We start from the raw sequence: 24826 nt of genomic DNA, 5'->3' as shown, positions 1-24826 counted from the left end.
TTAAGATGCGTATTTATTTTCAAGATTGGAAGAAACAGTAGCTTTCATTGGTTTTAGAAGTGGGTCAATACTATCAAAAATGTTATAAATGGAAATCATATTGAGATTGCCGTAAACATCTTTATAGAGGCATTGACCTGAAATCATATTTTTAATCCATTCCAGATTTTCTTCATTGTCCGTTAGTCCAACGTGTTCTAAAATATCAGAAAGTTCATTGTCTTCTCTAAAGGCAAAGAGTGTCCCAAAACCTGTGGTATCATCATCTCCTTCAGCGTCATGGACGGATTGCGTAATGAGGCAGAGGACATTGTTAAAGAAACGTCCAACACGGCGCATGGATTGGATAACGGCTCGTCCTTCTGCCGACTTCATCAGTACCCACGCTTCATCAAAGAATTCAATGGTATCTTCATAACGATTGAGTTCTCCAAAACGTGTACAGAAAGCTCCTAAAGCAAACATCAGAGCTGTAGAATTGATTTCTTTATCTTCTGGTGTAACATCTTGTTGAGTGTCTTTATCTGGTAGGGATAAGTCCGCTACTTCTAAAACGGTCACCCGTTTATCATAAGACAATCCTTCGACATCGCCGTCTGAAAAAGCCAATTCCAAAATGGAATTTTCAACAATAGATGTTAGATAATCTCCTACTTCAAAGATAGTGCTATCTTGACTATTGGTGAGCTCTTTGAGGACGTGTTTTAACCCAACCGTTTCTCCTGCTTGTCTTTGAGCAACCACTTTGTTAATCGCTCTAGAAATAGCGGTCATTTGCTTCATTGTGACCTTAATTCGCTTGTTAGAGAAAATAAGATAATTGAGCATATTTTTTGAAACCGAAACAGCGTCATCTTTATCCAACATGACAATTGGGTCAAGAGCTCCATGATTGGATTTCACCTTACTATCCAAAGTGACAAAGTTTATCTGTTTGATATGTTCAGCAAAAAGTGGGAATCGTTTTTCAAAGTCTGGGTGATGAGCAATTGCTTCAAAGTGTTTCCGGATAGAGCGTTTAGGGTCAACATACAAGCATTTCACATCTTGAAGAGAGGTTAGAAGAAAGATAAGTTCTGCCAAAAAGGATTTTCCTTCACCCGTTGCGCCAGTAATCAGGATATGTGGATTCTTGGTGAGTTTTCCTGCAATCCCTTCTTTATTTCCAACGGTCGCATTAAAGAGCACCATATTTTTAGACGCTTCTTGTGCCTTTTCAATACTTTCCCACCGACCTGTCCAATTATCCACCCGTCCAATATGCCAGCCAATATGGTTTCCTGAAGCTGTATTGGTAAACGGCATTAGCTCCGCAAAGCCTCTTGGAGTGACATAGTGTGTCCACGTTCTGGTCTTATTTTCAAGCGGTTGACCATAAAGGAGAGACTGGAAGAGATACGGCGTATCATGACTAGCTTCACTCACTTCTACGTGCATATCCTCAAAGTAACTTAAGACTACCTGACGGCGACGTCGTAATTGGGATAGGCTAGAAGCAGCAATAATGAGATAAGCTCCATATTCAATGACTTCTTCTTTCCCACCAACCTTTTTCATCAAGTCTTTGAGGGACATTGCCCCCAGAATAATTTCATCTTGTTGGACGGTATCAGTACTTTCGGCTTCATTCATAATGTTGCGGTAACGAATATTAGAACGTGCCATTCGTCCTTTTAAAGAGTTCTTTTCGATAAATTCTGCTTTAATCCGTAGTTCTACAGGGAAATTAAAGCGTTGGGTAAATTCTCCCAGATGAAAACCATTAAAAATAATGGGTGTTTTAGCAATCGGAAGTATGGTGAGAAAAGAAGAGCCATAGGGGCTGTCTAACTTCATAAAGCCCCCTGCCATTGGTCTTAAGACGGTATCTGTCACATTAAAGAGCGCCCGATTGGCGGTGACTTCTTGCTTTAGATGAGGGATATAGCGCAAGTATTGCATGCGTTGATAGTAAAAGAGCTCTTCATTGGTCAAACGTTGTGCCCGAAGAGCGGAAAGGATTTGATAGACGGTCGCTTCACTAACAAGATAGTCTTGAACCCAATCTTCAGGAATATCATATTGAAAGCCCATGCTATTAGCAATCATTTCAGAGACTTCAGAGAAGCGCTCAACCGCCATATCCTGAAAGGTAGTGTTTTGGTCATCTTTTAAAAGATTGACACCAATCAACCAGTCAAACTGATAGGGAATTTCCATTTCTTGTGTCAATTTGTCTGTCGAATACTGCAACAGTTCTTCCCCCAATGCTTGACTATCGGGGGACAAGGCATGAGAAAAGTCTTTCATCTTTTCTTCTAGCAAATAGTCCTTTGGAATCAAGGAGACTTCAAAGGACTTGTTTTTAACCAGTTTTTTTATTAGCTGAGCAGTTGTCAGCTTGTGTTTTTGTTTCTTAGCTTTATCAGTAATGGTGATGGGAGTGTTGGGAATACGATAAAAACTCATCACCGTTTTATCTGTTGTTAAAGCTATATTATCCTGTGTTTTAAGAATCGGATAGACTAGTTTTAAAACCATTAGACCTCCTTTATAAATCTGTTTTTTCAAAGACTATTTCTTCTTCATCCATCATTTTCATTCTATCTCCATGATAAATCGCCTTACGATTGAGCCGAAAATCCATCATATAGCAGAGATAATCCCATAGGAAAACGTGCATTTTCTTTCCTTGTGGTTCATATTCTGTATAAAATTTGGCGAGTTTATAAGGGATATACCAGTAAAGATAGAGCGAAATGGAATGTGTTAATTTGTTCAACGGAAGAAGAATTGAGTTAAATACTGTCAACATCAAAATCAAGACTAGGGCAAAGACCACGAAAAAGGAAAGTTGCATGGGTGTTGCAAAATACCAAATGCGTTTTCCTTTTTGTGTTTTGACTTCTTGAATCCAGTAGGGAGCGTTTATCCCTCTAGCGTAATCATACAGTCGTTCTTCTTCCATATCATAACCCCGTTTCAATACCAAAGAGACGAAGGAACCAGCCAAGGACATGGAGTAACTGTTTTCCACCTCCTGTTAAAGACGCAATAACAGTATAGAAAATAAGGGTTGAAAACAGACGACCCCAAGAGCTGTTTCTCCAAGCTAGAATGATAAGAATAATCGCTCCAAAGGTAATGAACCAAAAGCCGTCTCCTTGTAACCATGTTTGTAAATTAGATGAACTCATAGATTAAAATCTCCTTTTATTCTTTTGTATCTGCGTAATTAGCAGGGATTGTATGGCTGACTTTCTCCACATAATAGGACTTGCCTTTTTCTGATAAAGTCAAGGTAAAGTTTTCAGCATGTGTAGAGCCTGCGACTTCAAAAGTCACTTGAACATAGGCGATAACTACTTTATCAGACGCTTTATAGTAACTAAAATCCAAGGTTTTAAACGTAGCATTCTTCACAACCGTTACATTGTGAGCCACCAAGTCCAAGTTATCTTGGTCAGTGGTATAGTTGGTAAAGAAAACATTGAGAAACTTATCCAATTTCTTTTTTGCTTTCTCTGAAACTCTATCAGACTGATTAAGTTTGACTTCTGTATCGGTACTTTTCTTATCTGCTTGACTGGTAGATAGACTAGAAAACCAAGGTAAGCCGGTAACATAGTAGCCCGTTTTGGTTTTGGCATAAGGAATATTAAAACCTGTTATGATTTCTTTTTCTTCTGTTTTATCGCCATTCTTTACAGTTTGTTTGTAATGTACTTCATAAGTGGCTACATTGTCTGTTATCATTAGTAAGCGTGACCAGCTCAATTGACTAGGATTTTTGACTTGACCCTGTGCTTGAATATCAGGTTCTGAACCATAAAAGCTATTCAGTTGTTTTGCATGCTTCGTTTGACCGTCTGAATCACTAGGAACGGTAAAATAACAATTAACAAAGTCATTCAGATAATACTGCAAGCGATTATCAATTGTTGTAGCAGAAGAAGTAGCAGAAGCGGATTTGTTAGAAGAAACGGCTTTTTTAAGGTTTGTGACTTGACTGGATAAAGTCATAGCCCGAATGCCTCCTAATAGCCCCACAAGTAAAATAAAAGCCAATCCTGACAGAACGGCAAGATTGACTGTTTTTTTGTTGGCAATGATTAGTTTAGGCTTTCTTTTCTTTTTAGGGCGTTTAGAAAAACGTCCTAAATAAGCTTTTGCTTGATGAAAAATAAGTTTCAATTTATCCATGATTTCTCCTTATTGATTAGCTAGTTCAATCAATTTATTCCCTTTGGCATAAAGCTGTTTATGAAGTTTATTGATTTCTCCATTGACATAATAGTAACCACGCAGTTCAGAGCGGAGACTTTCAACAAGCGCTTCTGGGACTTGCTTAGCTTCTTCTTTTTTGAGGAGACCGTTTAATTCACCTGCTTTTGTCCAAGCTTCTTTGTCATTGTGGGTTTTCATCAGTTCTCCTAACTCTAAAGAGATAGTTCTGATTTTCTTTTCCAATGTGTTTTGTGTTGCCATTATGATTTCCTCCATAAATTCTATTTGTTTTTCTAAAATGATTTGTCTAAATAAGGTGACAAGCTGTGTATTCATTGCACAATTTTGGTCAAGGATATTTCCATCTAGGGTAAAATAGGCATGTTGGTATTGAGGGAGAGCTTCTATATCATTTGTTTTTCTGGCAAAGGCGTCCAGAAAATAATCCTTTTCTTTCATTAAGACTATATAAAGATTCCAGAATTCATTTTTATCAGGAAAATAGGAAACTCCCTCATAAATTTTCTTTACAACCTTCATACGTCATCTTCTACCAAATCATGATAACCAAGAAATCGATAGATGTCATCAGAATCAAACCAAAGCCAATCATTGATTTCTGTTTCTGTGGGGATACTTCCTGAAAAAATATCTTCACCAAGCGAGGTCAATCTATCCATGTCACCCCGTTCACGGACAGTTGCTAGTGTATTGCGTGCACCTGACCAAGCCCTGAAATTGTCTAGACTATTTAATTCAACTTTATATTCCATTAAATTTTTCCTTTCATTTTTATAGTACCAATTGAGCGTAGCCCGTCTGTAGGAGCATCTCTGCCACCCAGCGAGCGTTTTTACTCATCATTTTTAGCGGTTTTGTTGTTAATTCATCAAAAAAAGGCTGTCTAGCTTCTTGCCTAGCTGCCTTTTTAATCGTATTTTGTCGGTGGTTTTCATCTTTAAAGGATTGATTTCTAAATTGTTCCGCATATTTCAATTCAGAATCTTTCTTAGGCTGATGATATAGCAGTCCCCAGTAGTCTATCCAATCTTTAACTAATTCTATATCATAAAATGATAAGTAAAGCTCTTCATAGCCGACTGGGAAGGTCTTTGTTTGAAGAGGGCGATTGAATTTATCAGGGATATTGAGTGGTTTATATCTGTCCAACAATGACATCAAAATCAACTCCATTTCGTTCACAGATTTCTTCTGCTAGTTTGGTATGATTATTACTTAAATAAGCTTCAGAAATAATCTCTGAAAGCTCATCTGTTTGAAAAACAATATCTGCTATCTTCATCAACTTCAAAGCACTAGAAACCTGCTTTGTGACCCAATGTTTCGTTCTCGCATAGTTAATTTGGCGAGGACGTGTGACAAATTTAAAACCCTCTTGTGTTCCAAGAAGGTTATCCCATTCACTATCATAGTGACCGTTCCAATCTTTCACTTCAAAATAGTTATTTAAAATCCGAGCGCCTATTTTGGTCAAGTCTGTTTCCAGCGTATACCATTCTTTTAAAATGTCAAAAGCTTTAGTATCGTGCAATTCAATCTCGTAACGGTTTTTATAATTATAGGCTTCATGGATATAGTCAACGGACACATCTTTTAAGAGTGCTTGTTCATAATCCTTTTGATAAAAGCGAATCATAAGACTGGACTGACGGCTCCCAAAGTTCAATGTTAGCCCTTGATTAACAAAACGATTTTCAACTTTTTTCAAGCCTTCAATAGCAGTAAAAGTTTTTAATTTTTTCATGATGATTTTATTGTCAAAAATTCGATTTTTAATATCAAATAAGTCAAGGTTTCCTGACTTTTTGTATAATTCATCAAGAGCAATATCAAAGCGTGGAAAGGCTAAAAAGTCTTCCAAGGGTCTATCTTTTCGTTCTTGCTCAGCAAAGAGAAAGACATCATGAAGAAAAGAAAACCAATCTCGGTTTTGTTGCTTTAATAACAATTCAAGCTCACGACAACCACCTCCTGTTAAATCAATCAGCGTTCCAGCTTCTGCTTTCTTTTCAGAATGGGAATAAAGCACCCGAATAGAACCATAGGTCACCATATCTGAATAGCTGTATAAGCTCTTTTCTTCGTGAAAAAAATCCGCTGGTTTTAATTTTAAAACAGATGTGATGACAGTTTTAAAATCAAGTGTTTTGAACCGAATTTTTAACCAGTCTACCGTGCTTTCTAGTTTGGTTTCTGATTTGCGATTCAGAAAGTGAAAGAGTGCCCTTTCAAATTCCTTGGTCATTTTTCGCTGACCTTGTTCAATGTTTCGGTAGTTGTAGTAACTATAACCAATCATAGCAGCCATTTTGCGCTGGGTAAATCCTAACTCAAGCCTGATACGTTTTAAATCAGTATTGCTTATCACTCTTTTTAACCTCCTTTTTGTGTTTGTTCTAGTGACGGAAAGAAATAGGGAATCTAACAGCCTTTTAAGGGCTTGTGTTAGTTTTAACCCCCCTATTAGTATCGGGAGGTTAAGCCCTTTTGGGGCGTGCCTAGGGCACACCCCAAAACGCCCGCTTGTCAGCTCGGTCGGGCAGGTCGGACGGGCGTAGCCCTGACCTTGACCTTCGTGCCTACGCTGGCTCAGGAGGTGTTTCAAAGTGTTGAAGGACAACTTGCTTATAAGGCAAGTCAGTCTGTTCTTTCTCTGTCACAATTTCTTCCAACAAAGCCATGTCTGCTTCATCTAGCAGAATACGGTTGTCCTCTCTTCTGAATGTATAGTCCTGTTCTTCTATGTATTTCACAAGGTTTCGTAAGGTTGAAATGGGCACATCTGCTTCCTTGGCAAAGTCATTCAGAGGACGGAGGGAAGATTCCGCTTGTTCAACGGTCAAGTCAGATGATGGCGTTTGCGTGGTTTCTGTTCTTTCCGTTATCTCTAATAATGGGTCATCTAAGATGGGGAGTTTCTTGTATTCCTCAAAGAAAGAAAAGCCTTCCTCAAAGGGAACAACAGGTGAATAAAATTCTCTAGCCACCTCCCCACCATTTGCAATATAACCACGACCGAAAATCTCCTCCCCGTCAATTTCATCAATCTTTTTAAAAACTTTATTCGCGTTAGCATCCCCAAACATCATTTTATTCCCAACATCTTCTAAGTGCCCAACAGAAATTCGTTTCATAAATTGGTCACGTAAAGACGTTTTGAGGTATTCTCCGTCAGGACGCTGCATAGCAACAATCATGATGACTCCAGATTGGCGACCTTTTAAAATCAATTCTGTTAGGTATTCGATAAAGTCTCCAGATGACTGGTAATCCCGTTCTAGTTTAGCCGCTAAGGCTGCCAATTCATCAATGACAATAAAGCGAGGCTTCAGTCCGTAAGCATAATACTTTTTCCCTGCCTGATAGTCAGGGTGACTAGTCATGTAATCATAACGTTTATCCATTTCCTGCTCAGCACGCTTTAAACAAGCTAACATTTCTTGTTTATCCCAGTAAACCCGCCCTTTAAAGACAGGAATCTGTTTCAATCCGACAAAGTCAGAGCGCTTCGGGTCAAGAATTTCTACATAACCAATTTGTGCCAAGACCCAAATCAAAATCATCAAGAGAACCGTTTTACCGCCACCCGTTCCACCACCAATCAGCAAGTGTGGGTGTTTATTGAAATCCCAATAGACATCTTTCATTAGATAAATGCCTTTTTCAGTCATCTTAACATCAAAGATAGATAAGCGACCTGAAAATTGGTCAATGGCAATGGTGTAGGACACGTAGCCTTTGGTAAATTGCTTATTCATAAAGTCTCCGTCAAACATAATTTCAAGAGGCTTTTCAAGAGCAATAAAACGGTCTTGGAATCGGCTACCTTGAAGGTGGAGTGAAACGGTAATACTAAAACGGTCACGCTTCAAATACACTTTGGGTAATAGAATTCGCTCCCTTGTGTGATGATTTGATTTAACTTTCTTAACCTTATACAAGTTATTATCTAGCAAAAAGTGGGAAAGAATCCGTAAACTATCTAAACGGCTAAAGAAAAGAAATTTTCGGTAACAAATTACTTGCACTAAGTCGTCTAGTAGTAACAACCCTAATAAGCTTCCACCCAAAAGAATCCCGTAGGTTAGCGGGTCACGTTGAAACTGGCTTTGAAGCTGGTCTTGGTGCAGGTAAGCTAAAAAGCCCCCTCCAAGGAGAAAGGGCAGAAGAAAAAGAGCAAAGGTTAGCCGTTTGATTTTTTCATGAAACTTCCGAACACGAATCCCCCGATAGGTGAACAGCTTCATAGGCGATTATCCTTCCTTTTTAGGTTCAGGCTTCCCCACTAACACCACATCTTTAGCCCGTAGTTTAACCCCACTTGTTAGGACACGGCGATTGTTAATAGTTTCTGAATTTGACCAGAAACGAGCTGTAGGAGCTACCAGCGTTACTTCCTCATTGTAGTTCTTTTCAGCGGTCATTTGCGCCACTTTGGCTTCAGGTGGAACCGTTACGGTAATGTCCCCGTTTACAGCAGAAGAGTAGAGCTTCACATCTACATAGTCCACTTCATTTGTTTCACGACGCTTTTCTTCACCCGTTCCTTCTTCAAGGTAATCTTCCCATTTCATACTAGGAAGAGCTTCAAGAAAATTAAGTGTTCCAAGTGTTTTGGCAGTATCAAAAGTTTCAATCACATCAGCAGCAAATTTTACAGTCATAGTATTTCTCCTATTCTATTTCTTATTTAGACTTTACCGTACGCATTTCTTCCGCCACAATGACATTTTCATGTTTACGTTTGCCTCCAAAGCGGAAGTTACGGCGTTCAATAGCAATCCCACGAGGGAAGACAACCTTTTGACGCCCTTCAGGGACATCTGACATTTTAAATCCTTCTACAATGAGAAAGGCAGAGGGCTCTTTTCGACTTGAAATTTCAAAGATACGATAAGAGACAGGGTTATAATCATTGGCACGGACTTCTTCCATACCTGAGACAAAGACCTCATTTCCTAAGACTTGGTTTTGGTCAACGAATACTTTTGTAATTTCCATTAGGTTTACCTCAATTTCTATTTTGTTTAGACCGTTTTATGACTTGTCTAGGTCAAAAAATCAACTCATCTTTTTAATCTGCAGGTGCTCTTACTCTGGTCATACCGTCCTCCTTACATTCCAAAATAGGCTTTTTTAACTTTAAATTGAAAAGTCTTTTTACAATTCAAAAGCTCTTTAGCAAACTGGTCATGGGTATCATGGCGTAAAAAAAGACTGTCCATTTCGTTTAGACAGTCTCGGTAGCACGTTTCACAGTGTGTAGGATTCGTGTGATAAATTTTAAGGGAGAAAAGAAACTTCTCATAGATTTGTTGGAATCGTTCTTCAAAATAATTCATGTTGTACCTCCATTCATAATGTAATACTGTTGAATTTTAAATTTGTAGTGATTTTTCCATTGTACTAACTGAACCGTTGGCAAGCCTAGTTTTTGGTAGTCGTGAAACAACTTATCCATTTTTTCTAGCACTTGATAACATAAGACCTTTTGATAATGGTTATCCGGATAGATTTTCAAAGAAAAAACAAAGTTCTCATATAATCTCTGAAAACTTTGTTCATAATAGGTCATAGTGTTACCTCACTTTCTTTTAGAATGTGTTAAGTAGCTTTATCAGCTTAGAGGAGTAGAAAATAAAAAAGACAGCTCCATTAAGAACTGTCTATACTAGCATTATTAAGTTTCAAGAGCTTTCTTCAACTCTGTCAAGCTGCCATAAGAAACAACCATTTTATCTCGAGAAATCCGTTTAGCTTCAGCCAAGGCGTCTAAGATTTTCGGGTTATAGTTGTTATTGTTGGGCATTTAAATAGACCCCCTAGACACATCATTCAGACGGATAATGTTATCAAACTTATCTTCGTCGCTAATCGTTTTTTTATATTTATCAAAAAATTGTGGCTGCACCGATAACAGATGAGCTAAGAAACGGCTATCAACCTTTAAAGCACTAGATAGGCTCTCCAACGTCAAGATATTTAACAAAATCGTGTTTAACATGCTTCTGACTTTAGATGGTCTTTTTACAATGATTTCGTCATCAAGTTTTTCAAATGTTTTATAATTATTTTTGTTAATCAATCTGTAAAAATATCCATGTTGTGAAGGGCTAACTAAGCCCAACTTAAAGGCACGGTATTCCAGTGCTTGTATGGAAACAGTATACTTCCGTTTTAAGTCAATATAGTTATCGGGATTGCTTACCCGCTTTCCAACAAGATTAGCCATGTCTTGAATAAAGTTTTCTCGTGGAAGTAAAAAGTAAGAAGCAAAGTTATTGGCTTCCGATTCCTTCTCTAAAAACTCATCTCTAGACAAGGTGCTAAAATCAATATTTCGATGTAGGAGAAGGTGTCCTAATTCGTGAGCTAAATCAAAATTTCGTCTCACGGCAGTCTTCCCAGTTCCTAAAATAATAAATGGTCTATTTGTGTTAGACCAGATACTATAGGCGTCTTCATTGTTAGCCATTTTTCTTTCAAAAATATAAATACCAGACTTTTCCAATTGATAGAGAAGGTCACTATTATCGTCAGAGATACCTAGAAACTCTTTAGTAAACAGCGCCAATTCTTCTAGATTATTCTTGTCTGGTTCTTTTTGAGAAAGAATGTTTACTAAATCTATAATTTTTTGATTAGGAATCATCACCATACTTTCAAGAAATACGGTAAGAGAATCCAACGCATTTAGATAAGCTTCTTGTATATCTGTGGCTTTTCGTGTGCTTTCTGCCTCATTTCTGAAAGCTACGGATGTCATGTCAAAATTTGAATTGGAACTTACTTGTGAAAAATAGTCTGAACGTACTCCAAATAAATTGGTCATTTTAAGTCTAACTGATGTTTTAGGAGAGATTTCATTTTTTTCGAATTGCCAAACTGCTTGCTCAGTTATATCTAATTTAGCCGCCAGCTCCTTTCTTGTCATGCCATATAAAAGGCGTAATTGTTTTAATATATCACCGTTAAACACGAGTGAATCCCCCTTTACGTTTTATTTTTTACTTACTTTTCTTCGTTTCAATCACTCCTTCGTCAAAGTTTTCTATGTCCTCATCTTTTTCTTGAGGAGAAGTAGTATTGATAGGGTTTTGACTATTGTTACCATTAATTTGACTTGTTTGAATGTATCTTGATAAGTCTTGTGCTAATCGTAGGTCATTTGAAACGGGATTAGGGAATGTCAGCTCAATACTTGTTATCTCTTCGCCAGATGTTTTATAAGTCAGAACAAAAAAGAAATCGATATCCTCATGAGCAACTTCATCTGGGATTAACAAGATTTCAGAATTTCTATCTTCTTCAAAAAGAGGAATCGGAATCTCAAATAAACCTTCAACAGGCTCTTTGCTTTGACGAATTATTTTTTGGTTAATTCCCAAATAATTTTCAAAATATTTTTTATCCTCATCCTCAGAAAGATTTTCATCACTATTGGACTTAGGAAAGGCTCTTTTTAATGCCTTGTCAGATTTAATGACAAATAAGAATCGACCAAAAGGTGTTTCACAAATATACTCACCGTAGTCCCAATTATATCCAGCTTTTTTTATACTGTAATCTTGTATGAAGCTGATTTTTTGATTCGCAAAAGTTTTGATAAGACGACTATCAATTTTATTTCCTCGTCCATTTTTAGCAGCAGAGTAAATCGGCTCTGTTTTTTCTTTTGCTTTCATTTCTTCGCAAAATTCTTCGTTTCCTTTAAGGAGAGCATCAACAAGTAGTTGACACTGTTCTTCAGATAAAATATCCTCTTGTGTCATTTCATCACCTCTCAATGTAATTTTCTTTATTATACCATATTTCAAAAGAAAATTACAAATATAGAGGAAAAAATTAAAGTTTATTGATTGATGTGACTTTGAATTTCAATTTTCTACTCTTCTAAACAGGAAATCCTGTTTAGGGCGTGCTCATATCGTCGCACACTCATTGTTATTATCACCGTCCTATAGCTGTACTTGACTAATCTCTGTTATTATAGTCATCTCACTTCACTATAGCCGCGATTAACCGCCTATGCTTACCCCAGCAGAACGAATCTTACCTGTCAGCATTTCCGACGCCACCAGCGCCAGCAGTTCCCCTTTGTTATCCGGTCAAGAGGGGCAAAAAGCCGAGTGCGTGAGATAACTCCAAAGGATTTTTGTGTTCATCTACTCCAACCTCCTTGACTTTTTGCGATAAAACCTGTACAATAATAGTTGTTAAATGATTATTGTGTGTTGGTCAGCTAAGCTTGAGTGAGGTTGTCTGACGCACTTTTTTATTCAATTTTCAAAGAACAAATTCAACTATTTTGCTAAATTGCCTTGTCTATTCTTTATTGAAGTTAATTTCACTTTTAGGTCAAGTCTAGCAAAATTATTATATAGTCAACTGACTATATTTATATTATATAGTCTTGTGACTATATTGTCAAGAGTTTTTTGTAAAAAAAAGAAATTTTTTTAAAGAGGTACAAAAATGTTCCCTGAACGCTTAAAGGCTCTGCGTTTAGAAGCCAATCTGACACAAAACGATATAGCTAAAAGTTTAAATATATCGCAACCTTCATATGCCCAATGGGAAAATGGACGAAGAAAACCATCTTCAGAAACATTAGAAAAGTTTGCGCAATTTTATAATGTTTCGACAGATTATCTTTTAGGTAAATCTGACTACAAAAATTCAGATGAGATTGATTTATCAACATTTGAAGTTCTGTATCGGAAAACTTCTAAAAATTTATCTGATGAAGAGAAAAAAATACTAGAAGAAGATTTGAGAGAATTTCTGTTAGAGAGAGAAAAAGCCATTAAGGCTATGAATAAAGAAAAGAAAGACTGATGTTTCGTGCAAAGAATTTACTTTAATGTTTGGAATCGTGTCAAACAATCACTTTATCCATTCATGAAATTAAATAAAGTACATCCTCTTTATTATACTTTTCAGGATTACTTCAATTATGAAGTCAACAAGAAAAATATACTGGTTATTCCTCACCATATCCGGATAGATATAGCAGGTTTTAATATCAATGATGATGTTTTAACGATTTCCTATCAAGATAGTGATTCTATTACTCGTCAAAATTTTACAAAATGTCATGAATTAGGGCACATCTTATTATATCACAGTGGGCGAGTATTCACTGATTTTCATGATGATTCTCTACAAGAAAGAGAGGCTAATTTTTACTCAGCTTTTCTCTTAATGCCTGATATTGTGCTTCTAACTAAGATTTTTTATCAGCAAATGGCTTTTCAAGAGGTAGAAACGGCATTACAAGTTTCTGGTCAAGCTCTCAAAACTCGTTTGACAGACTTTTTAAACTTTGAATTAGACATCAATAGGCTATCTGCAAGACAGATTGTAGAAGATTACCTAACTAGAAAGAATAAACACATTATCGGTTATTTTGACCAAGTTAAAGATTATATCATCTCTGATTACAACGAATTTGAGCCTAGCACATTAGAAAAGTTTAATCATTTAATGAATCAAGTAAACTTCATTTCAGATATTGATTTACCAGAGTTAGCAGATACTCAATTCACCTCTTTGATAAAACAATGTTATCCAAAGTTCAAAATCTGGGGATTGTATGATAAGGGACAATCTATTAGCTATGCTTGGAATCCTAAACAATTGACAGAAGTAGAAGCTAAACGCCATGCGAAACTCCTTTTAATAACAAGAAAATGACCTAGAGAAAGTCTCTAAGTCATTTTTTCTATCTGTCGTAACCATACTTTTTCGGCTCATTGTCAACTGTAGTGGGTGACTCATCACTAACATCTAGAGAGAATCAGATTGGTTCTCTCTATTTTGATGTTCAAAGCGATGAGAATTTTTGTTTTAAAGTTCTTGAAGTTTCGAAATCCGAAAGCTTGACGCTTAATGTCCTTGATGAGTTTGTTAGTGGCTTCTAGCTTGGCGTTAGAATAAGGGAGCTCCAGGGCGTTTGCAATGTAGGGTTTGTATTTCTTGAAGGTCTTAAAGACAGCGGTAAATATAGGATTGACAAAGGGAAGGTTGTCGTCAATCAGTGCCATAAAATGGTCGGTATTCTTCTCTTGAAAATGGAATAATAAGAGTTGATACAGCTCATAGTAATAGCGGAGCTCCTCCGATAAATCTAGAATTTTCTTAACAATTTCTTTTGGAGTCAAGGTTTGCCTAAAGGTTCGTGAATAAAAGCGTTTGTCAGAGAGTTTGCGACTGTCCTTTTGCAGGATTCTCCAGTGATTCTTCATGGCTCGATAAGGGAGAGAATGCTTGTCAAAGGTCTTCACCATGGCAATTCTGGTCGCCATCATAGCCCTGCCAAGGTGTTGGACGATATGGAAGCGGTCAAGCACAATTTTAGCTTTGGGGAGTGAAACAGTCTGGGGAGAGACTGTTTCAGCCTGAGCCTAAAAATAGGAGAGCGAAGGGTCTTAGGATTGGAATGTAAGACCCAGACATGTCCACAGTAACGGCTTTAACCGCCTCACGAACAGTTCTAGGATAGCGATAAAAGTAGTTTTTGATGGTGGTTTGTCGGTTGTTTTCAAGGAGAGTGACAATCTTTCTGGTCTCAAAATCTTGAGCAATGAAAGCTAGTTGTCCCTTGTTTCGAGAAAATTCATCTACTGATAGAACCTCAGGAAGACGAGTAAAGTCTTCCTTGAAGGTGAAAGCTTCCAGCTGACGTTGGACAAGAGATACTGAAAGGTGGAGTCTCTTAGCGATGGCAGTATTAGTTAACTTTTCGGTATGGTATTGTGTGATTTTCTGGCGGACAGGCTTCGAGATTTGGCAATGCTTCTTGACTAAGCTGGTCTCAGAAACTGTTACACGACGACAGCCCTTACATTGAAAGCGTCGCTTCTTGAGTTTGAGAACTGTTGGCATGCCTTGGACATCAAGGATTGGGATGGTAGAGGCTCGTTGAAAGTCATACTTGCTCATCTGGCTTTTGCAGTGAGGGCAGAGTGGAGGCTGATAGTCTAGGCTAGCCTCAATCGTGATGTGGGTATCAGCCTTAAAAACCGTCTTGATTTTGATATTTTTGTCTTTTAATCCGATGAGTTCTGTGGTATTCTTAAGTTGTTCCATAAGGTCTTCCTAATGAGTTGTTTAGTCGCTTTTCATTATAAGTCTTATGGAGCTTTTTTGATACACTGAAAAAGCTCCATAATCTCCGTAGTAGATTTACCCACTACAGAAATTATAGAGCCGAAAGAATGGCGATTTTCCCTTTTGTAAGCCTCAGTGAAACGTCAAAGCGTTATAATAGAATTGTAAAAAAACAGCGAGGTCTTACAATGAAAAGTGTAACACAACTCAACCTCTTTGAGGAGACAGAACTAGGTGATTTAGAAAAAAATTTTAGCTGTGGTTGATAGCCTTCCTGAGACAGGTCTACTTGAACAGATAGAATCCAAACGTAAGGGAGGGCGTCAAGACTATAGCGTTGAGTCTTACTTTATAGCCTATATTGTCAAATTAGTGCTTCAATTTCAAACTGACAAGCAACTGATTCGTCAACTCAACTCTAACAGTCAGCTACGTCAAATCTGTGACTTTTAGACTCACTATGTTACTCTAAAAGATGGGAGCTCCAAGAAAGTCCATGCCCCATCGGCAGCCAGTTTCTCACGTTTTATGACAGACTTAGAAGCAGTCGGTGACAACTTAGAGGCTTGGGCTAAAACTGCGGTCACCGTGATCTATGACAGCTTACCTGATTTTGGTGTCCATTTGACCTTAGACGGGAAGTATCTAGACAGTTACGCTAGTCCGTATCAAAAGAATAAGAAAAGACGGGACCACCGCTCTGATTTAGACGCTGATTTCTCCAAGAAAGAGACGCAATTACCTAACGGTCAGGTCTTAAGCACTAAGCATTTTGGGTATCGTCTCCACTTATTTGCGGATACTAAGTACGGCTTACCAGTTGATTGGGAAGTGACACCAGCTTCTAAAGGAGAGCCGACAATTGCCAAAAGAATAATCAAAAACATGAGTCAGACCATTCTTGACAGAGCCAAGTGCCTAATGGCTGATAAAGGTTATAGCGGCAAGCCTCTCCAGACTCTCTTAGAAGAAGCCGCAATTATCCCTATCGTTGACAATAAGCATCAGTGGAAAGAGGACGAGACCAGACAGTATTTAGATACTGATTTGATTGACAATCAGAGTGGCCAAGTTTGGTATGTGACTGACAATGGTAAAGCGATTGAGTTGGTCTACAAAGGTTACGATAAGTCTTCGGACAGCCGAGGCTAAATGGGCGATTGGACAGGGATTTTCGTTTGGGAAATCACATCATTAGGGGCTTAGCTAAAATGAAAGTAGTTGTCACCATGAGCCTTCTAGTCATGGTAGGCTTCGCCTTGTACAAGCTCAATCACGGGCAGACGTCACATTTGGCCAGTTGGGGTGTTTAACTTTAAAAGTTTCCCTTAAGACCAAGGGTGGCGTCTGCCCTTTTGGGGAGGACAGTACTCCTTTCAATTCTAAATCACACTGAACAAGGCGATTTGAGCACACCATATTCTTTTTTGATGGTCAAAATGTTCCTCCAAAGAGTGATAGATGGCAAGAAACGGACTTTCGGAATTGATTCTATTCATTACAGAGGGGTATTTTTATCTGAATTTTACTATAATAATAGTAAATCACACGCCTAGCACCCTAGTGTTTTGATGTAGAAGCGCGTGCTAAAAAAGAAGTAGAATTAGGAGACATAACTATGAATAATCAACCGCCATTTAAACGAACAGAGTGTACTAAAGAGAGGAAGCCTAAAAAAGCCATTATCTTTTCGCTAGTAGTACTAGCTGGTATTAGCGGAGCATTTATATATAATCAATCAAACACACAAAAAAGCACTAAAAACGAGCAAGCAACAAGCAGTACTTCAAAGTCAAAAACAACTAATAGTAGTAAAGTTACCGAATCAAAAACAGATGCTAGTAGCTCAGTAGCAACCTCACTAAAAGAAGAAGTAGATACAACAAAACTAACAACAGACCAAGTAGGAGAATGGGTAATTGCATCATACACTAATCTAAAAGGTCTAGAAGTCTCACCTACCAACTTTCACGTAACAGTAAAAGCCCATGATGATGGTTTAGTTTATGCTACATTGTATGGTTGGTCGTTGACAAATGGAGAAAAAGTAGAATATCGCATAACAGCTGATGGAATACTTGAAATGTTCGGATTAGCAGAACACAAATGGATCACAGCTGAAACAAGCTATCGAGGAATAGGCTATTATCCAAATGGTATTGACCTTGCAAAGGTTCTAGACGGTGACTTCTCAACTCTCTATGGCACATGGGTTGCAAGTGATGGTAGCTACTTCACTATTAATAGTGACAACACAGTTACCTTTAATCAAACATCATCAACTGATATAACAACATTGACTGTACCTGATTTAAGCACGGAGTTAAATAGTTCAATACCTTATCTTGGTTTACAAGTTAACAGACCAACAGCAGGAGCAGGTTTATTTTTCTTATATCCTAAAGGAGTTACTAGTCACCTTGGCGATAGTTCTGATACAACAAAAAACCGTATCCAAGCAGGTTTTCAAACTACACCTTTAACGAATGACAATGTTTACTATCGACAAGAATAAATCAATTAAACTAAAAAGCCACTAAGTTATTGCTTAGCGGTTTTCTTTATTTAACGTTTTAAGTTGATTTTGCGAATACTCTTTCTTTTTGATTTAATCTAACAGTAATAGTAGTAGTCATAGTAACTCTTCTTTTCTATGCTTTTTAGGTGATTAACCACGCGCATAGTAAGAACAAAATAATTAATAACTTATTTTAGCATAGTTTAAGTCTGTTATTCTATCATCTAGATACTCCAAAAACTTTTCTTTTCATATTCTCTACCCTAACATGATACGTGTTGGGGTTTTCTTTTTGTTAAAGCATGTATATAATATAACTAAAGAACTAATAAGAGGTACTAGCATTATGAAATATCATTATTTAACCCGTGGTGCTAGTTAATTTCAAAATATCTCAGATTATAGGCTAGTACGATTTGCTCTATCCTCAATTGCAATCCTGTTTTTCCTCTAGCTAGTGTTTGTTCCATATCGAAAAGCGTACAAAGTTCTGAAAAACGTGTTTCAATAGTCCTTCTCATAGCCATCAGTTTCCAATGATTATGTTGCTTAGCCCCTGCCATATTTTGACGCAAGGGAGTCCAAAGATGATAACCTTTTTGTTCCAAACTATTTCTAAGCTCGCGACTAAGATAGCCCAAATCAGCCAAAATGTAAGAGTGATGGCAGTTTTCCAATAAGTCATCAACTACTCTAATATCGTGAACAGAGGCTGATGTCACAACGTAGTTTAGAATATATCCTGATAGGGTGACCAGCATATAAACTTTGAACCCATAGAACCATAGATTCAGAGATTGGTCTGAAACTTTAGATAGACTAATATTGCGACGATGTTTGAAAGGTTCAGGGCAATAATCACGATACAGCTGATAACAAAGTTTTGATAATTGTTTGATATTCCATTGTAAGTGATGGGATTTAGCGGTATACTGTAAGTGGCTCATTTGGACGTCCTCTCTGTTTGTTTAGTCACTTACAGTATAGTCCTTTTGGGCTTTTTATGGTATTTTGAAATTAACTAGCACCACGAGTAATAAATATAACAAATTAAGGAGTAGTCCAGACCAATTAGTCAATATACCATTTGTGTGGTCATGCTACTTTAGCAACTGCCTTCGTTCTCTTTCAATTTATAGAAGTGGATGTTGAGAGTCTAACCTTTGCAACACAAAGTGGCGAACTTGTGGTTACTAAGAAAGCTGAGTATTATGAGCTAAATTTTCCAGTGTATGCTACGCAGCAAGTTCCAGTCACAAGTGAGATGGAAGAAGCAATCGGTGTGCGTCCGCTTGAAGCGTGGCTGGGAAGAGACCTAGTCTGTATCTTACCCCATGAAAATGATGTTATTGATGCGACACCAGATTTTGACAGAGTCAAAGCTTTAGATGGTCTCCTCTTAAATATCACTGCTAGAGGGGAAAATACGATACTGTCACACGTAGTTTTGCTCCAAAATTGTCAGTCAAGGAAGATCCAGTTTGTGGTTCAGGGCATTGTCATGTCATTCCTTTATGGGCTAGTAAGTTGGAACAAACAGAATTTAAGGCTTTCCAAGCTTCTGAGAGAAGCGGAGTTCTTATTTGTTGCTTGGAGGGAAATCGGATTTACCTTGCAGGAAAAGCTGCCCTCTATAGCTGTGGCGAGATTTATGTAACAGACTAGATGTTGTCTTGTTAAAAAAGAAGTATAAGTAATAACGATTAAAGTCATTATAAAAACAAAAGATGTCTAGCAGGAGCTGGGCATTTTCAATTACCGAACTTTTTCGCAGAATTTTCAGAAAAGACTTGATAATTTTGAGAATAAGCGTATGATATGAGTAAGAACTCGAAAATAGTAATTTTACTATATTAACTTATGTCGACTACGGTTAGTACAGTGAAAAGACCTAAGAGTTCTGTTAACTATACTATAGAGCGTTGCGTCCGAAAGTCATTCCCGACACGGCTCTTTAAAAACAAAAGGAGAAGATTATGAAAACAGAACCGATTCATCGTACCAGTATGTGGAAATTTAAGTTAAGTGCTGCCACCATGACTTTGATTCCCGCTGCCGTGGGAATTAACTATGTTGCCAAAGCCTTGGCGGAGGGGTTAAAGTTGCCCGTTTGGCTGGGGTCTTTGGGAACTTTTCTTGCCAGCATGTTGGCTGGGCCGATTGCCGGTGGCATCAGTGGTTTCATCAACAACGTGATCTATGGGCTGACCTTATCGCCAATTTCAACCGTGTATGCGATTACCAGCATCGGAATTGGGATTGCTGTCGGAGTTTTGCACGCTAATGGGTGGTTCTCGTCAGCGCGACGAGTATTTGTTTCTGCTATTATTATTGCCATCGTTTCAGCTGTCATTTCAACGCCACTCAACGTCATCTTTTGGGGTGGCCAGACCGGTATCGCTTGGGGTGACTCATTGTTTGCGGTAATGGTCGCCAATCATGCACCAGTGTGGCTGGCCTCATTTACCGATGAGTTTGTCTTGGATATTTTGGATAAAGTATGCGTGGCCTACCTGGCATTCTTCATCTATCGTCAGCTGCCGAAGCGGATGGTGCACTTCTTTAGCGGTGATAAATGATAACTGATCAAACATTGATTTCTGGAGCGCCACGGGTCAAGCTCAAGTGGTACCAGGTGATCGATCCGATTACTAAGCTCTTGTTCATCTTGGACATGACGTTGTTGAGCTTTGCCAGTATGAATTTATTGCTTCAGGCCGGATTAATTCTTGTCGCAACACTGCTATTGTTATTTTCCAAATTGAGTTCTACCACCTTTAAGGCGGTGGGATTCAGCCTGTTTCTGATTTGCACCATGCTGATCATCCAAGGGTTATTTTACAGTCGGAATCAAACTGTGCTGTTTTCTGTGCTTGGGGTGTCGTTCTACAAAGAAGGCCTGATTTACGCCACCACTCTGGGTTGTCGAGTATTGGTGATTATTTTGACCAGTGGCTTTTTTATGGTGACCACGAGTATTTCAGAAAACGCGGCCTATTTGGAACTGTCCGGATTGTCTTATAAAACCGTCTACGTTCTGATGTCGGTGTGTTATATTTTGCCGGAAATGATGCGCAATATGCGGAAAATCCAGCAGGCACAAAAAGTTCGCGGAACCAATCCGCAAAAAACGTTGATTCAGAAATTAAAGTCAGTCTTGCCGGTTCTAATTCCATTGGTGATTAAGACCTTGGATCAATCGATGGCGCGGTCGATTTCTCTCCAACTGAGAGGTTTTGATAATCTCAACCGGACTGTCAGAACCTCCCAGCGCGTGTATCGCCTGTCGCGGACGCTGCACATTGGTCTGACTGGATTGGCAATTTTATTGATTGGGTGGAAGATATGGACGAAGATAAACGGATTGTAATTGAAAATTTGACCACCCGTTATCCGGGTACTGAGCAACCACAACTGCTTCAGATTAACGCGGAGGTTCATACCGGCCAGGTGGTTGGGATTATCGGGAATAGCCACTCCGGCAAATCGACTTTGTGCCGTGTGCTGGCAGGGGTCATTCCCAAAATTGTGTCTGCTGAGATTGAGGGCGACTGGCACATGTTTGGCCAGAGAGTGTCCGACAATTGGCTCGTTTATAATGCCATGAATGGAGTTGTACTGCAAAATCCAGCTGGCCAACTAAGCGGGTTGGCAGACACGGTTGCCGATGAAATCGCCTTTGACTTGATTAATCAGGGAATGGCTGAAGGACTGATTCAAAAACGGGTTGAAGAAGTTGCCACGCAAATGGGGCTGATTGAACAGCTGAATTTGCGTCCCGAGAGCCTTTCCGGTGGTCAGATCCAGCGGTTGGCAATTGCCACGGCGATTGCGGCTAACCCGGCTGTTTTGATTATGGATGATCCGACCAGTGAGATGGATCCCCTTGGCCGCCGACAATTTTTCCAATGGCTGGCCCAAGTCAAAGAGACGACTGTCTTCATTGTCACCAGTGAAATTGACGATTTGTGCGAAGTCGCCGACGTTGTGTGGGTGCTGCACGAGGGTCAAATGGTAGCCCAGGGCAGGCCGAGTGAGGTGTTTAATCATTTGGCAGCTGACTGGCAGATTCCAGCCCCGACAATCCAGCAACTTGCTCAAAAAATGGATTGGCACTTGGCTGATGGCCGGTATCCGGTGAATTACGCTGATCTGAAGGAGGTTCGTTATGTCCACAATTGAACTGAACCACCTGACGTTCACTTATCCGAAACGGTCCTTTAGCTTGGATGTTGAAGACAAACACTTCGCCGATCAGATGGTGGCGATTGTCGGCCAAAATGGTGCCGGCAAATCAACGCTCTTCAAATTGTTGACGGGCTTGCTGACACCACAAACCGGTGTGATTAAGATCGATGGAGAAAATTTTAATGATCTTAAACCAGTCGAAAAGTTACTGAAGGTTGGGATTACTTTTCAGAATCCTGACGATCAGCTTTTCAACCCGACCGTTCAACGAGAGGTGGAGTGGAGTGTCGCGCAGGTCATGGATGACCACGACACGATTACGAGGCGGGCTTTAGCGGCTCTAAAAAGAGTTGGCTTGGATGATAAAGCAGCTGAAAGTCCATATGACCTGTCATTGTCGGAACGCAAGCTGTTGAGCGTTGCCACAGTTTTGTCAGTGGATCCGGCGATTTATTTATTTGATGAGCCGATGATGTCGCTTGATTGGGAAAGCCGGCGCAAGTTGACCGCAATTTTCCATCAGTTGGCTGAATCGGGCCACCAAGTTGTGACCATCACCCATGATATGGATTGGGTCGCCGCCGAGTTTGAGTCGGTGTATGTTATGGAACACGGGAAGTTTGGCTTCGCCGGCAGTCCACGGGAATTGTTCAGCGATCACGAACTTGTCCAGCGAGTGGGATTACTACCACCGCGGATTATGGACATAGCGGAGTCGCTGGGTGATTCACAGACATATTTATCGGTTAATGATTATTGCCAGAAAAATCGAAATGTATAGAAAAAGTCACCTCTGCGGGTTTTCCAGGTTGAAGGATTAACTTCAGCTTCTGGCAAGAACTCACGGTTCTTTTCTACCATTTGTCAAGTCTATCAAGGCTTTAAGTAAAAAAAGAGATAAGACAGTATCTATTCTGAGGTTACTGTCTTATTTTTCGGCTCATTGTCAACTGTAGTGGGTGACTCATCACTAACATCTAGAGAGAATCAGATTGGTTCTCTCTATTTTGATGTTCAAAGCGATGAGAATTTTTGTTTTAAAGTTCTTGAAGTTTCGAAATCCGAAAGCTTGACGCTTAATGTCCTTGATGAGTTTGTTAGTGGCTTCTAGCTTGGCGTTAGAATAAGGGAGCTCCAGGGCGTTTGCAATGTAGGGTTTGTATTTCTTGAAGGTCTTAAAGACAGCGGTAAATATAGGATTGACAAAGGGAAGGTTGTCGTCAATCAGTGCCATAAAATGGTCGGTATTCTTCTCTTGAAAATGGAATAATAAGAGTTGATACAGCTCATAGTAATAGCGGAGCTCCTCCGATAAATCTAGAATTTTCTTAACAATTTCTTTTGGAGTCAAGGTTTGCCTAAAGGTTCGTGAATAAAAGCGTTTGTCAGAGAGTTTGCGACTGTCCTTTTGCAGGATTCTCCAGTGATTCTTCATGGCTCGATAAGGGAGAGAATGCTTGTCAAAGGTCTTCACCATGGCAATTCTGGTCGCCATCATAGCCCTGCCAAGGTGTTGGACGATATGGAAGCGGTCAAGCACAATTTTAGCTTTGGGGAGTGAAACAGTCTGGGGAGAGACTGTTTCAGCCTGAGCCTAAAAATAGGAGAGCGAAGGGTCTTAGGATTGGAATGTAAGACCCAGACATGTCCACAGTAACGGCTTTAACCGCCTCACGAACAGTTCTAGGATAGCGATAAAAGTAGTTTTTGATGGTGGTTTGTCGGTTGTTTTCAAGGAGAGTGACAATCTTTCTGGTCTCAAAATCTTGAGCAATGAAAGCTAGTTGTCCCTTGTTTCGAGAAAATTCATCTACTGATAGAACCTCAGGAAGACGAGTAAAATCTTCCTTGAAGGTGAAAGCTTCCAGCTGACGTTGGACAAGAGATACTGAAAGGTGGAGTCTCTTAGCGATGGCAGTATTAGTTAACTTTTCGGTATGGTATTGTGTGATTTTCTGGCGGACAGGCTTCGAGATTTGGCAATGCTTCTTGACTAAGCTGGTCTCAGAAACTGTTACACGACGACAGCCCTTACATTGAAAGCGTCGCTTCTTGAGTTTGAGAACTGTTGGCATGCCTTGGACATCAAGGATTGGGATGGTAGAGGCTCGTTGAAAGTCATACTTGCTCATCTGGCTTTTGCAGTGAGGGCAGAGTGGAGGCTGATAGTCTAGGCTAGCCTCAATCGTGATGTGGGTATCAGCCTTAAAAACCGTCTTGATTTTGATATTTTTGTCTTTTAATCCGATGAGTTCTGTGGTATTCTTAAGTTGTTCCATAAGGTCTTCCTAATGAGTTGTTTAGTCGCTTTTCATTATAAGTCTTATGGAGCTTTTTTGATACACTGAAAAAGCTCCATAATCTCCGTAGTAGATTTACCCACTACAGAAATTATAGAGCCACTTTTTCAGAGCCTTTTTGTAGGCGTTACTATCTTTTTTATAGTATTCTCTTTTAACTCCCGTTAAATTAGCTGTAAAAACACCATCTTTATAAGAATAGTTTTCAGTTGTTCCAAAAGAAGTTTAAAAGTTTTCTTATCTGTATTTAAAGTGATAGTGAATCCCCATTACTCTCAACAGTTCCACTGTCATAATCTTTTCATTTCGATTATCACTAATCCAATAATAATCCCCATCAAGGCTTTTTTGTTTTGAGCATGGTATTAAGAATATGGTTGCTAAGCCAAATAGAAGGATACTAACTATCTTTTTCATTACTTCCAGTTTCAAATGCCTTAGAATCTGGGAATAAAAACGTCAGGACCTCTCAGTATATAGG

At 39.0% G+C, this 24826-nt stretch carries 25 protein-coding genes and 4 pseudogenes; 10 read left to right on the top strand and 19 right to left on the bottom strand.

The annotated features are described in order from the left end of the window. The 16 genes and pseudogenes from EL087_RS07545 to EL087_RS07475 form a co-directional block, all read right to left on the bottom strand. Window positions 1–2520, bottom strand: coding sequence for an ATP-binding protein (locus EL087_RS07545; protein WP_126407780.1), 2520 nt, complete (start codon window positions 2518–2520; stop codon window positions 1–3). Window positions 2521–2530: 10 nt separating this feature from the next. Then, window positions 2531–2947, bottom strand: a complete 417-nt coding sequence (locus EL087_RS07540; RefSeq protein WP_125455674.1) for a conjugal transfer protein — start codon at window positions 2945–2947, stop codon at window positions 2531–2533. Between the two features lies 1 nt (window position 2948). After that, a complete protein-coding gene (locus EL087_RS07535) occupies window positions 2949–3176 on the bottom strand; it encodes a hypothetical protein (protein WP_002271001.1) in 228 nt (75 codons plus the stop codon). A 16-nt stretch (window positions 3177–3192) separates the two neighbouring features. Further along, window positions 3193–4182 carry a conjugal transfer protein gene (locus EL087_RS07530; RefSeq protein ID WP_125455675.1) on the bottom strand — a complete coding sequence of 330 codons (990 nt, stop codon included), beginning with the start codon at window positions 4180–4182 and terminating at the stop codon, window positions 3193–3195. Window positions 4183–4191: 9 nt separating this feature from the next. Then, entirely contained in the window at window positions 4192–4746 is a 555-nt protein-coding gene (locus tag EL087_RS07525; protein ID WP_126407778.1) for a conjugal transfer protein, read from the bottom strand. Beyond that, the gene (locus EL087_RS07520; RefSeq protein ID WP_000456039.1) at window positions 4743–4979 is read right to left on the bottom strand and encodes a hypothetical protein; all 237 of its coding nucleotides are present in this window, start codon (window positions 4977–4979) and stop codon (window positions 4743–4745) included. Before EL087_RS07520 ends, EL087_RS07525 begins: the two co-directional genes overlap by 4 nt. A 19-nt stretch (window positions 4980–4998) precedes the next feature. Next, complete coding sequence (locus EL087_RS07515) at window positions 4999–5385, bottom strand: hypothetical protein (RefSeq protein ID WP_126408173.1); 387 nt, start codon at window positions 5383–5385, stop codon at window positions 4999–5001. Continuing rightward, window positions 5363–6595, bottom strand: a complete 1233-nt coding sequence (locus tag EL087_RS07510) for a replication initiation factor domain-containing protein (protein WP_125455677.1) — start codon at window positions 6593–6595, stop codon at window positions 5363–5365. Before EL087_RS07510 ends, EL087_RS07515 begins: the two co-directional genes overlap by 23 nt. 211 nt (window positions 6596–6806) lie before the next feature. Continuing rightward, window positions 6807–8474 carry an FtsK/SpoIIIE domain-containing protein gene (locus tag EL087_RS07505; RefSeq protein ID WP_126407776.1) on the bottom strand — a complete coding sequence of 556 codons (1668 nt, stop codon included), beginning with the start codon at window positions 8472–8474 and terminating at the stop codon, window positions 6807–6809. A gap of 6 nt (window positions 8475–8480) precedes the next feature. Beyond that, complete coding sequence (locus EL087_RS07500; RefSeq protein ID WP_125455679.1) at window positions 8481–8891, bottom strand: DUF961 family protein; 411 nt, start codon at window positions 8889–8891, stop codon at window positions 8481–8483. A 22-nt stretch (window positions 8892–8913) separates the two neighbouring features. Further along, entirely contained in the window at window positions 8914–9228 is a 315-nt protein-coding gene (locus EL087_RS07495) for a hypothetical protein (protein ID WP_000406626.1), read from the bottom strand. 113 nt (window positions 9229–9341) lie between these two features. Continuing rightward, window positions 9342–9569, bottom strand: a complete 228-nt coding sequence (locus EL087_RS07490; protein ID WP_126407774.1) for a TetR family transcriptional regulator — start codon at window positions 9567–9569, stop codon at window positions 9342–9344. Continuing rightward, window positions 9566–9802: a hypothetical protein gene (locus EL087_RS09525; RefSeq protein WP_049533218.1), complete on the bottom strand. Its 237-nt coding sequence runs from the start codon at window positions 9800–9802 to the stop codon at window positions 9566–9568. Before EL087_RS09525 ends, EL087_RS07490 begins: the two co-directional genes overlap by 4 nt. Before the next feature lie 105 nt (window positions 9803–9907). Then, window positions 9908–10021: pseudogene (locus tag EL087_RS09490) on the bottom strand (type II toxin-antitoxin system antitoxin, RelB/DinJ family); the annotation flags it as partial. 15 nt (window positions 10022–10036) lie between these two features. Continuing rightward, on the bottom strand, window positions 10037–11206 hold the full coding sequence (locus EL087_RS07480) for an XRE family transcriptional regulator (RefSeq protein WP_049533219.1): 1170 nt from the start codon (window positions 11204–11206) through the stop codon (window positions 10037–10039). Window positions 11207–11234: 28 nt separating this feature from the next. Next, complete coding sequence (locus EL087_RS07475; protein ID WP_232008244.1) at window positions 11235–12044, bottom strand: hypothetical protein; 810 nt, start codon at window positions 12042–12044, stop codon at window positions 11235–11237. Window positions 12045–12702: 658 nt separating this feature from the next. Between EL087_RS07475 and EL087_RS07470 the strand changes: the two genes are divergently transcribed. Next, a complete protein-coding gene (locus EL087_RS07470) occupies window positions 12703–13065 on the top strand; it encodes a helix-turn-helix domain-containing protein (protein ID WP_008809667.1) in 363 nt (120 codons plus the stop codon). A gap of 6 nt (window positions 13066–13071) precedes the next feature. After that, on the top strand, window positions 13072–13923 hold the full coding sequence (locus EL087_RS07465; protein WP_197716129.1) for an ImmA/IrrE family metallo-endopeptidase: 852 nt from the start codon (window positions 13072–13074) through the stop codon (window positions 13921–13923). 86 nt (window positions 13924–14009) lie between these two features. Here EL087_RS07465 and EL087_RS07460 read toward each other — a convergent pair. Further along, window positions 14010–15318 (bottom strand): annotated as a pseudogene (locus tag EL087_RS07460) (transposase). A gap of 279 nt (window positions 15319–15597) precedes the next feature. Between EL087_RS07460 and EL087_RS09520 the strand changes: the two are divergent. The 3 genes from EL087_RS09520 (at window position 15598) to EL087_RS07450 (ending at window position 17854) form a co-directional block, all read left to right on the top strand. Then, on the top strand, window positions 15598–15792 hold the full coding sequence (locus EL087_RS09520) for a transposase (protein WP_331852328.1): 195 nt from the start codon (window positions 15598–15600) through the stop codon (window positions 15790–15792). A gap of 75 nt (window positions 15793–15867) precedes the next feature. Further along, window positions 15868–16491 carry a transposase gene (locus EL087_RS09430; protein ID WP_232008243.1) on the top strand — a complete coding sequence of 208 codons (624 nt, stop codon included), beginning with the start codon at window positions 15868–15870 and terminating at the stop codon, window positions 16489–16491. A 466-nt stretch (window positions 16492–16957) separates the two neighbouring features. Then, window positions 16958–17854 carry a DUF6287 domain-containing protein gene (locus tag EL087_RS07450; RefSeq protein ID WP_126407772.1) on the top strand — a complete coding sequence of 299 codons (897 nt, stop codon included), beginning with the start codon at window positions 16958–16960 and terminating at the stop codon, window positions 17852–17854. A 377-nt stretch (window positions 17855–18231) separates the two neighbouring features. Here the strand turns inward: EL087_RS07450 and EL087_RS07445 are convergent, their stop codons facing one another. After that, window positions 18232–18804: an IS982 family transposase gene (locus EL087_RS07445; RefSeq protein ID WP_126407770.1), complete on the bottom strand. Its 573-nt coding sequence runs from the start codon at window positions 18802–18804 to the stop codon at window positions 18232–18234. Between the two features lie 140 nt (window positions 18805–18944). On the opposite strand from EL087_RS07445, the pseudogene EL087_RS09515 reads away from it, so the two are divergent. The 5 genes and pseudogenes from EL087_RS09515 to EL087_RS07420 all read left to right on the top strand — a co-directional run. Continuing rightward, a pseudogene (locus tag EL087_RS09515) lies at window positions 18945–19522 on the top strand (PhzF family phenazine biosynthesis protein); the annotation flags it as partial. A gap of 311 nt (window positions 19523–19833) precedes the next feature. Next, complete coding sequence (locus tag EL087_RS07435) at window positions 19834–20436, top strand: ECF transporter S component (RefSeq protein ID WP_126407768.1); 603 nt, start codon at window positions 19834–19836, stop codon at window positions 20434–20436. Continuing rightward, entirely contained in the window at window positions 20433–21227 is a 795-nt protein-coding gene (locus EL087_RS07430) for an energy-coupling factor transporter transmembrane component T (protein ID WP_126407766.1), read from the top strand. Before EL087_RS07435 ends, EL087_RS07430 begins: the two co-directional genes overlap by 4 nt. Continuing rightward, the gene (locus EL087_RS07425) at window positions 21203–22039 is read left to right on the top strand and encodes an ABC transporter ATP-binding protein (RefSeq protein WP_126407764.1); all 837 of its coding nucleotides are present in this window, start codon (window positions 21203–21205) and stop codon (window positions 22037–22039) included. The genes EL087_RS07430 and EL087_RS07425 overlap by 25 nt, the downstream gene beginning before the upstream one ends. After that, a complete protein-coding gene (locus EL087_RS07420) occupies window positions 22026–22826 on the top strand; it encodes an energy-coupling factor ABC transporter ATP-binding protein (protein ID WP_126407762.1) in 801 nt (266 codons plus the stop codon). The genes EL087_RS07425 and EL087_RS07420 overlap by 14 nt, the downstream gene beginning before the upstream one ends. Window positions 22827–23015: 189 nt before the next feature. Here the strand turns inward: EL087_RS07420 and EL087_RS07415 are convergent. After that, window positions 23016–24324: pseudogene (locus EL087_RS07415) on the bottom strand (transposase). Window positions 24325–24826: the final 502 nt, after the last annotated feature.

Source organism: Streptococcus milleri (genome assembly GCF_900636525.1).
In the GTDB taxonomy this organism is placed as follows: domain Bacteria; phylum Bacillota; class Bacilli; order Lactobacillales; family Streptococcaceae; genus Streptococcus; species Streptococcus hominis.
The sequence above is the reverse complement of the archived record's forward strand: the minus strand, read 5'-3'. Positions and strand labels throughout refer to the sequence as shown.